This is a genomic window from Streptomyces otsuchiensis (genome assembly GCF_004305975.1).
Lineage (GTDB): Bacteria > Actinomycetota > Actinomycetes > Streptomycetales > Streptomycetaceae > Streptomyces > Streptomyces otsuchiensis.
Genome location: NZ_BHZI01000243.1, coordinates 1 through 8,758, shown reverse-complemented (window position 1 = coordinate 8,758; position 8,758 = coordinate 1). Strand labels below are relative to the sequence as shown.

The window sequence follows — 8,758 nt, the reverse complement described above, 5'->3', positions numbered from 1 at the left end:
GGTGAGCAGCAGCACGGCGTCGAAGCCGCCGTGCTCCAGCATCCGGCCGCGCCGCCCGCGCCCGAGCGCCGGCCCGCCCGCGACCTGCCCGCGCTCGCCGTGGGCGGCGGCGAACTGCGCTGGTACGCGGGCGACTTCCACGCCCACACGGTGCACAGCGACGGTTCGCTGACGATCGAGGAGCTGGCAGCGCTCGCCGCCTCCCAGGGCCTGGACTTCCTCGCCGTCACCGACCACAACACCACCAGCCACCACCCGCACCTGCCGGGCGTCGGCGCCCGCTACGGCATCGAGCTGGTCCCCGGCCAGGAGGTCACCACGGACCACGGCCACGCCAACGTCTTCGGCGACACCGGCTGGATCGACTTCCGCCGGCCCGCCGACGACTGGCACCGGGCCGCCCGCGCCGGTGGCGGCGTGATGTCGCTCAACCACCCCCTCAGCGGCGACTGCGCCTGGCGGCTGCCGATCGAGGACCGCCCCCGGCACGCCGAGATCTGGCACACCAGCTGGCTGGACCGGCGCTGGGGCGCACCGCTGTCCTGGGCCCGGGCCTGGCGGCCCGACACCATCGCCATCGGCGGCAGCGATTACCACAAGCCGGGCCAGGGCAAGACGCCCGGAACGCCCACCACCTGGATCCTCGCCGAGGACCCGAGCCCGCAGGCGATCGTCGCCGGCCTCGCCGCCGGCCACACCGCCGTCTCGGCCGGCCCCGGCGCCGCCCTGCTGCTGCGGCTGGGCGACGAACTGCTCGCGCTGGACGCGGACGGAACCGTCCTCGTCCGCCCGGACGGGCGACGCCAGGTGGTCCACGGCGACCGCGTGCGCGTCCCCGCCGACGGCGGCCCGCACCGCCTGGAGACCTACGAGAATGAGGTGATCGCACTGTGTCAGTGACCATCCGCGTGGCGAACGCACCCGTGAACTTCGGGATCTACAGTCCCGACCGGGCGCCGTTCACCGCCCCCGAACTGCTCGCCGCCCTCGCAGGCGCCGGCTACGACGGGATCGACTCCGGCCCCATCGGCTACCTGGGCACCGGCGACACCCTCAACGCCCGGCTCGCCGAGACCGGCCTCGGCCTCGCCGGCGGCTGGGTCGACCTGCGGTTCACCGACGAGGACGGCTGGCGCGAGGACCTCGCCAAGCTCGACGAGGCCCTCGACGTCTTCGCCTCCGTGGAGGTCGACGACCCCCGGTTCGCGCCGCGCCCGACCCTCTCCTGCCCCGCCAACCCGGAGCGGTTCGCCCGCCCCGGCCTGGCGCTGGGCACGATCGCCGACTGGGACGGGTTCTCCCGCCGCGTGCAGGAGACCGCCGACCGCTGCCGCGACCGCGGCCTGGAGGCCGTCTACCACCACCACCTGGGCACCGACATCGAGAGCGCCGAGGAGGTCCAGCGGGTGCTGGACACCACCGACATCTCGCTGTGCCTGGACACCGGGCACCTCTACCTCGCCGGCGGCGACCCGTTCGCCGCGCTGCGCGAGTGGGCACCCCGCATCAAGCAGGTGCACGCCAAGGACGGCTCGCTGGCGCTGACCGAGCGCTCCCGCGAGGCCGGCCTGGACTTCGACCAGCTGGTCGCCGAGGGCGGGTTCTCCGTCCTGGGCGCCGGCGACATCGACCCGGGCGCCACCGTCGCCGTCCTCAAGGAGGTCGGCTACACCGGCTGGATCGTCGTCGAGCAGGACGCCCCTGTCACCGGGCGCGAGCCGGCCGACCTGATCGCCGACCAGCGGACCAACCGTGAGGCGCTGCGAAAGGCCGGTGTCTGATGGCCTCGCAGTCGGCGCCGAACCCGGCGGACACGGTCTCGGTCGCGGTCGCCGGGCTCGGCACCATCGCCCAGACCGTGCACCTCCCGCTGCTGGAACGGCTCGGCAGCCGCTACCGGATCACCGCACTGGCCGACCTCTCCCCCGAGCAGCTGCGCCGCACCGGCGAGCGCTACGGCGTCCCGGCCGGGCAGCGGTTCACCGACGTCGGCCGGATGCTGGAGCACGGCGGCTTCGACGCCGTGCTGCTGCTCACCTCCGGCTCGCACGTCCCGGACTCGCTGGAGGCGCTGCGCCGCGGCTACACGGTGCTGGCCGAGAAGCCCCTGGGCTACGCCCACGGGGAGCTGGACACGCTGCTGCCCGCCGACGGCGCCGACGCCCACCTCGCCGGCCGGCTGATGGTCGGCTACATGAAGCAGTACGACCCGGCGGTGCAGCGCCTCGCCCAGCTGCTGGACAAGGCCGGCGGCCCCGCCGCGGTGCACTCGATCGAGATCACCGTGCTGCACCCCTCCGCCGGCGCCCAGCTGGACTTCGCCCGACTGCCGCCCCCGGCAGGGGACATCGAGCCCGCCACGCTGGCGGCGCTCTCCACCGCGCAGCAGCTGCCACTGGTGACCGCGCTCGGCGCGGACGCCGCGCCCGAGGCGCGGACCCTGTACGGCATCACCATGAACAGCGTCTGCCACGAGCTGTCGCTGATCCGGCTGCTGGCCGGGGCGCCGGCGACCGTGGACCACGCCGCGCTGTGGCGCGCGCCGTCCGCCGGGGAGGGCGACCCGCCCTCCGCCGAGCTGTCCGGCGCGCTGGCCGACGGCGGCCGGTACGGCATCCGCTGGCTGTACCAGCCGGACTACCCGGCCTATCGGGAGACCGTCACGGTGCACCACGCGACCGGCTCCCTGGAACTGGTCTTCCCCTCGCCCTACCTGCTCAACGTGCCGACGACGCTCACCGAGACCGGTGGACGCCACGAGGCCGAGCACCGCACCGTCCACCGCGCCCCCACCGGGGGCTTCGAGGCGGAGCTGGTGGCCTTCCACGAACTGGTCACCCGGGGCACGCCCCCGCTCTCCGGCGTCCGCGAGGCGGCCGCCGACATCACCTTCGCCCAGCAGGCCGTCGCGCGGCTCGCCGCCGCCCACGGCCTCACGCTCTCCGGGGAGGCCGCTCATGCGTGATCTCGTCATCGTTCCGCACACCCACTGGGACCGGGAGTGGTACCTCCCCTTCCAGCGGTTCCGTCTCCAGCTCGTCGGCCTGCTCGACGAGTTGCTGGAGACGATGGAGAACGACGAACGCCACCGCTTCACCCTCGACGGGCAGCTCGCCGCCGTCGACGACTACCTGGAGGTCCGGCCCGAGGCGCGCGAGCGCGTCGTGGAGCTGGTCAAGGCCGGGCGGCTCGCCATCGGTCCCTGGGACATCCTGATGGACGAGTTCCTGTGCTCCGGCGAGCAGATCGTCCGCAACCTGGAGCGCGGCATCCGCCGTTCCGAGGAGCTCGGCGGCGTCATGCCGGTCGGCTACCTCCCGGACATGTTCGGCCACATCGCGCAGATGCCGCAGATCCTGAGCCGCGCGGGCCTGCACCACGCCTGCGTGAACCGGGGCGTGCCGACCTCCGTCACCACCGACTCCTTCGCGTGGACCTCGCCGGACGGCACGGCTGTGCGCACCCGCTACCTGGCGGCCGGCGGCTACGGCAACGCGGCCGGCCTGCTGGCCGACCCGGACAGCGACGCCGAGCGCGTCACCGAGCTGGCCAAGCGGATGGACCCCTGGACCCTGCCCGGCAGCGGCCCGCTGCTCGGCATGCTGGGCTCGGACCACACCGCGCCCGTCCCCGAGGCGCCGGACCGGCTGGCCACGGCCACCGCCGAGACCGGCATCACCACCCGGCTGGAGACCCTCGCGGCCTTCTTCGCGGAGCTGCCCGACACCCCCGAGGGCCTGCCCGCGGTCCACGGCGAGCTGCGCTCCCACGCCCGCACCAACCTGCTGCCCGGCGTCAACTCGGTGCGCCCGCAGCTGAAGCAGGCGATGAGCCACGCCGAGCGCGCCGTCGAGCGGTACGCCGAGCCGCTGGCCGCGCTCTTCGGCGACGGCACCGAGCAGCGCTTCCTCGACATGGCCTGGCAGCGGCTGATCGCCGTCTCCGGCCACGACTCGGTCACCGGCTGCGGCTGCGACGAGACGGCCGTGCAGGTCGGCGCGCGCATGGCGGAGGCCGAGCAACTGGGCCAGGCCGTCTGCGACATGATCGGCCGACGGCTGGCCGCCGACGTCCCGCGGGACGCCGTCCTGGTCTTCAACCCCTCGCCGTTCCCGCGCTCCGGCGTGGTCTTCGCCACCGCGGAGCGGCCGGGCGGCACGGTCCTCGCCGACGACCGGATCGCCGGCGCCGTCGCCCTGGCCCGCGTCCACGGCACCGAGCTCTACGGCAAGCACATCACCGCCTGGGAGCTCGACGGCGACACCCTCACCTTCCAGGTGGCCCGGCACACCACGCTGGCCTTCGACGTCGCCGAGGTCCGGGACGCCCTGGCCGCCCGCGACGAGCGCTGGCAGCACACCGAGCTGCGGGTGCGGATCGTCGCCCTTCCGGAGGAGACCGTCCCGGTCTGGGTCGACGTGCCCGCGCTCGGCCACACCGCCGTGCGCCCGCCGGAGGCCGGCACCGTCGCCGAACTCCCCCCGCACGACGTGCGGGCGGGCGGCCGCGCGCTGGACAACGGCCTGCTGCGGGTCGAGGTCGCCGCCGACGGCACCCTGACCCTGATCGGCACGGACGGTGTCCGCACCACCGGGGTCGGCGCGCTGGAGGACGGCGGAGACCTCGGCGACACCTACAACTACGCGCCGCCCGCCGCCGACGTGCTGGTCCGGGAGCCGGAGCAGGTCCGCGTCACCGCCGGCCCCGCGTCGCCGCTGGCCGCCTCGTACACGGTGGAGCGCGACTACCACTGGCCGATGGCGGGCGACTTCGCCACCGGCGGCCGCTCGGCCCGCACCGAGCCGGTCACCGTCACCACCCGGGTGGAGCTGCGCGCCGCGGAGAAGTTCGCCCGGGTGAGCGTCGAGTTCGACAACCGCTGCGACGACCACCGGCTGCGGATGCGCATGCCGCTGCCCCGTCGCGCCGAATCCTCCTTCGCGGAGGGCCAGTTCGCGGTCGTCGAGCGCGGCCTGAGCGCCGAGGGCGGCGGCGGCGAGCAGCCGGTCAGCACCTTCCCGGCCGCCGGCTTCGTCGCCGCGGGCGGTCTCGCGGTACTGCTGGAGGAGTACAGCGAGTACGAACTCACCGAGGACGGCGGCGAACTGGCGCTGACCCTGCTGCGTTCGGTCGGCTACCTCTCCCGCAACCGGCACGTCAACCGCGACGAGCCGGCCGGCCCCCAGGTGCCCACCCCGGGCGCCCAGGTACGCGGGCTGCGCACCGTCTCGCTGGCGCTGGCGCCCTACGCCGACGGCTGGCAGGACGGCGATGTGCTGCGCTCCGCCGAGGAGTTCCGCCACGGCCTGTACACCCTGGAAGGCCGCGGCCCGCGGGGCGACGAGCTTCCCGAGCCGAGGCACGGCCTCGCCGTGACCGGTGAGGGCGTCGCGCTCACCGCCGTGCGGCAGCGCGAGGAGTGGACCGAGGTGCGGGTCGTCGCCGAGGGCGGCGCCGACACCGAGGCCCGCGTCGAGGGCGGCTTCACCCGTGCCCGCCGCGCCGACCTGCTCGGCCGGCCCGGCGAGGAACTGACCGTCACCGACGGCGTGCTGACCCTCCCGGTCGGCGCGTGGGAGATCGCGACCGTGCAGCTGGGCCGTTGAGCGGCGGCCCCGGGCCGGCGCCGGAAGGAGCAGAGGTGACCACACCACGACCGGACGGCGCCGGCCCGCGGCCGGCGGACCACACGGCGCCGCACGCGGACCACACCGCGCCGCGCCCGGACCACACCGCGCCGCACGACGTCATCACCATGGGACGCATCGGGGTGGACATCTACCCGCTGCAGACCGGGGTGTCGCTGGCCCGGGTGGAGACGTTCGGGAAGTACCTCGGCGGCTCGGCCACCAACGTGGCCGTCGCCGCCGCCCGGCTGGGCCGCCGCACGGCGGTCATCAGCCGGACCGGCCGTGACCCCTTCGGCGCGTACTGCCGTCAGGCGCTCGCGGAGTTCGGGGTGGACGGCCGCTGGGTGACCGAGGTCCCCGAGTACCCGACCCCGGTGACCTTCTGCGAGATCTTCCCGCCGGACCACTTCCCGCTGTACTTCTACCGCGAGCCCAAGGCCCCCGACCTGGAGATCCACGCCACCGACCTGGACCGCGACGCGATCCGCGCGGCCAGGGTGTTCTGGATGACCGGCACCGGCCTGTGCGCCGAGCCCAGCCGCGCCGCCACCCTGGCGGCGCTGGAGGCGCGGCGCGTGGACCGGGACGGCCAGACGGCGACCGTCTTCGACCTCGACTGGCGCCCGATGTTCTGGGAGTCCGGCCCGGACGGCGCCCGCACCCACTACGAACAGGCCCTCGCCCACGCCACCGTCGCCGTGGGCAACCTGGAGGAGTGCGAGGTGGCCACCGGCGAACGCGAACCGGCCGCCTGCGCACAGGCGTTGCTGGACCGTGGCGTGGAGCTGGCCGTCGTCAAGCAGGGACCGGCCGGTGTGCTCGCGGTACACCGCGACGGCAGCCGCGCCGAGGTGCCCCCGCATCCGGTCGAGGTGGTCAACGGCCTCGGCGCGGGCGACGCCTTCGGCGGCGCGCTCTGTCACGGACTGCTGGCCGGCTGGGAGTTGGAGACGATCATGCGTTACGCCAACGCGGCGGGCGCGCTGGTCGCCTCCCGTCTCTCCTGCTCCTCCGCGATGCCGACTCCGCCGGAGGTGGCCGAACTCCTCGGCGAGGCAGGGTCGTACGGCCACCCAGCCGCGGCAGCCGCCGCCGAGAGCCCGACCGGTGCCGACAACGGAGTGGGCCGGGACGAGAACGACCCGAAGGGGAACACCCCGTGAGCATCACCATCTCCGACCTCGCGACGGTGCGCAGCCGCACTCCGGAAGCCATCGCCGAGGCGGCGGAACGCCGTGTCCGCCGCCCGCTGATCGGGGAGAGCGGCCGGCTGATGATCGTCGCCGCCGACCACCCGGCGCGCGGCGCGCTGTCGATAGGCGACCGCCCGATGGCCATGGCCAACCGCGCGGACCTGCTGCGCCGGCTGGTGCTGGCCCTCTCCCGCCCCGGAGTGGACGGAGTGCTGGCCACGGCCGACATCCTGGAGGACCTGCTGCTGCTGGGTGCCCTGGAGAACAAGGTCGTCATGGGCTCGATGAACCGCGGTGGCCTGGCCGGCGCGTCCTTCGAGGCGGACGACCGGTTCACCGGGTACCGGGCCGAGGACCTCGACCGGATGCGGTTCGACGCCGGCAAGCTGCTGCTGCGGGTCGACTACGACGACCCGGGCTCGCTGACCACGCTGCACTCGACCGCCCGCGCGGTGGACGAGATGGCCGGGCGCAGGCTGCCGGTCTTCGTCGAGCCGTTCCTCTCGCGGCGCGACGCCACCGGCCGGCTCGGCAACGACCTGGGCCCGGAGGCGGTGACCACCGCGATCTCCATCGCCTCCGGACTGGGCGGCACCTCCGCCTACACCTGGCTGAAGGTGCCGGTCACCGCCGACCCGGAGGCCATGACCCGCGTCATGGAGTCCTCGACGCTCCCGGCCGTGCTGCTCGGCGGCGACCTGGACTCCGACCCCGACCGGGTCTTCGACAAGTGGCGGCACGCGCTGCGGCTGCCGACCGTGCAGGGCCTGGTCGCGGGCCGCTCGCTGCTCTATCCGGCGGACGACGACGTGGCCCGTGCCGTGGACACCGCCGTCGGGATGCTGTGAGCCGCACGCACCCGGCGCGGCGGAGAGCGACAGTGGAACGGGCCGGCACCGGCGTGGGTGCCGGCCCCCGCACCGGCGGTACCCGCCGTGTCCCCGGCACCGCCGGGGACACGGCGGTGCCGGGCGCGGTGCGGCGGCGAGTCACAGAAGAGAGCGGGCCATGACCTACCACCTTCCGGCGGGGACCACCGCCACCGGGCCGTACCACCTGGCCATCAGCCCCGAACGGGCCGGCTGGGCGCACAGCGCGCTGCGCGTGCTCCGGCTGGAGCCCGGCGGCTCCCACACCTTCCGTACCGCCGACAGCGAGTGGATCGTGCTGCCGCTGGCCGGCGGATGCGTCGTCGAGGCCGAGGGGGAGCGCCTGGAACTGGCGGGGCGGAGCAGCGTGTTCGCCGGGCCCAGCGACTTCGCCTACGTCCCGCGCGACAGCGAGGTCACGGTCAGCTCGGCCGGTGGCGGCCGGTTCGCGCTGACCGGCGCCCGCTGCGAGCGGCGGCTGCCGGTGCGCTACGGCCCCGCGGCCGACGTGCCGGTGGAGTTGCGCGGCAGCGGCAACTGCTCCCGTCAGGTCCACAACTTCGCCGCGGCGGACGTCTTCGAGGCGGACCGGCTGATCGCCGTCGAGGTCTTCACTCCGGGCGGCAACTGGTCGTCCTACCCGCCGCACAAGCACGACGAGCACCGTCCCGGTGAGGAGTCGGTGCTGGAGGAGATCTACTACTACGAGTTCGCCCGGGACCCCGGCGCCGGTGTTCCCGAGGGGACCCCCGGCTTCGGCTACCAGCGGGTGTCCTCCTCCGGCCACGGCCGCGGCACCGAGGTCCTGGCCGAGGTCCGTGACGGCGACGCCGTGGTGATCCCCGACGGCTGGCACGGCCCGTCGATCGCCGCGCCCGGCCACCACATGTACTACCTGAACGTCATGGCCGGCCCCGAGAGCGAACGCGCCTGGCTGATCAGCGACCACCCGGACCACACCTGGATCCGCTCGACCTGGCCCGAGGTGCCGGTCGACCCACGGCTGCCGCTCCCCACGGAAGGCGCGGACGCCCCCGGCGCCCCCGCCGACGAGGCCCCCGCCAAC

7 protein-coding genes are annotated in these 8,758 nt (G+C 74.8%); all 7 read left to right on the top strand.

Features of this window, described 5'->3' with window-relative positions; translation table 11 throughout:
- On the top strand, positions 1–900 hold a 900-nt coding region (locus tag E0D90_RS20290), incomplete at its 5' end, for a CehA/McbA family metallohydrolase (RefSeq protein ID WP_130799543.1).
- 8 nt (positions 901–908) lie between these two features.
- Positions 909–1,781 carry a TIM barrel protein gene (locus tag E0D90_RS20285; protein WP_227870356.1) on the top strand — a complete coding sequence of 291 codons (873 nt, stop codon included), beginning with the start codon at positions 909–911 and terminating at the stop codon, positions 1,779–1,781.
- Positions 1,781–2,965 (top strand): Gfo/Idh/MocA family protein, encoded by a 1,185-nt coding sequence (locus E0D90_RS20280; RefSeq protein ID WP_130799542.1) that lies wholly within the window; start codon positions 1,781–1,783, stop codon positions 2,963–2,965. Before E0D90_RS20285 ends, E0D90_RS20280 begins: the two co-directional genes overlap by 1 nt.
- Positions 2,958–5,606: a glycoside hydrolase family 38 N-terminal domain-containing protein gene (locus tag E0D90_RS20275; RefSeq protein ID WP_130799541.1), complete on the top strand. Its 2,649-nt coding sequence runs from the start codon at positions 2,958–2,960 to the stop codon at positions 5,604–5,606. Before E0D90_RS20280 ends, E0D90_RS20275 begins: the two co-directional genes overlap by 8 nt.
- 149 nt (positions 5,607–5,755) lie before the next feature.
- On the top strand, positions 5,756–6,793 hold the full coding sequence (iolC, locus tag E0D90_RS20270) for a 5-dehydro-2-deoxygluconokinase (protein WP_130799544.1): 1,038 nt from the start codon (positions 5,756–5,758) through the stop codon (positions 6,791–6,793).
- Positions 6,790–7,671 carry a Cgl0159 family (beta/alpha)8-fold protein gene (locus tag E0D90_RS20265; protein WP_103504111.1) on the top strand — a complete coding sequence of 294 codons (882 nt, stop codon included), beginning with the start codon at positions 6,790–6,792 and terminating at the stop codon, positions 7,669–7,671. The genes iolC and E0D90_RS20265 overlap by 4 nt, the downstream gene beginning before the upstream one ends.
- 160 nt (positions 7,672–7,831) lie before the next feature.
- A partial coding sequence (gene iolB / locus E0D90_RS20260) for a 5-deoxy-glucuronate isomerase (protein WP_130799540.1) occupies positions 7,832–8,758 on the top strand: 927 nt, incomplete at its 3' end.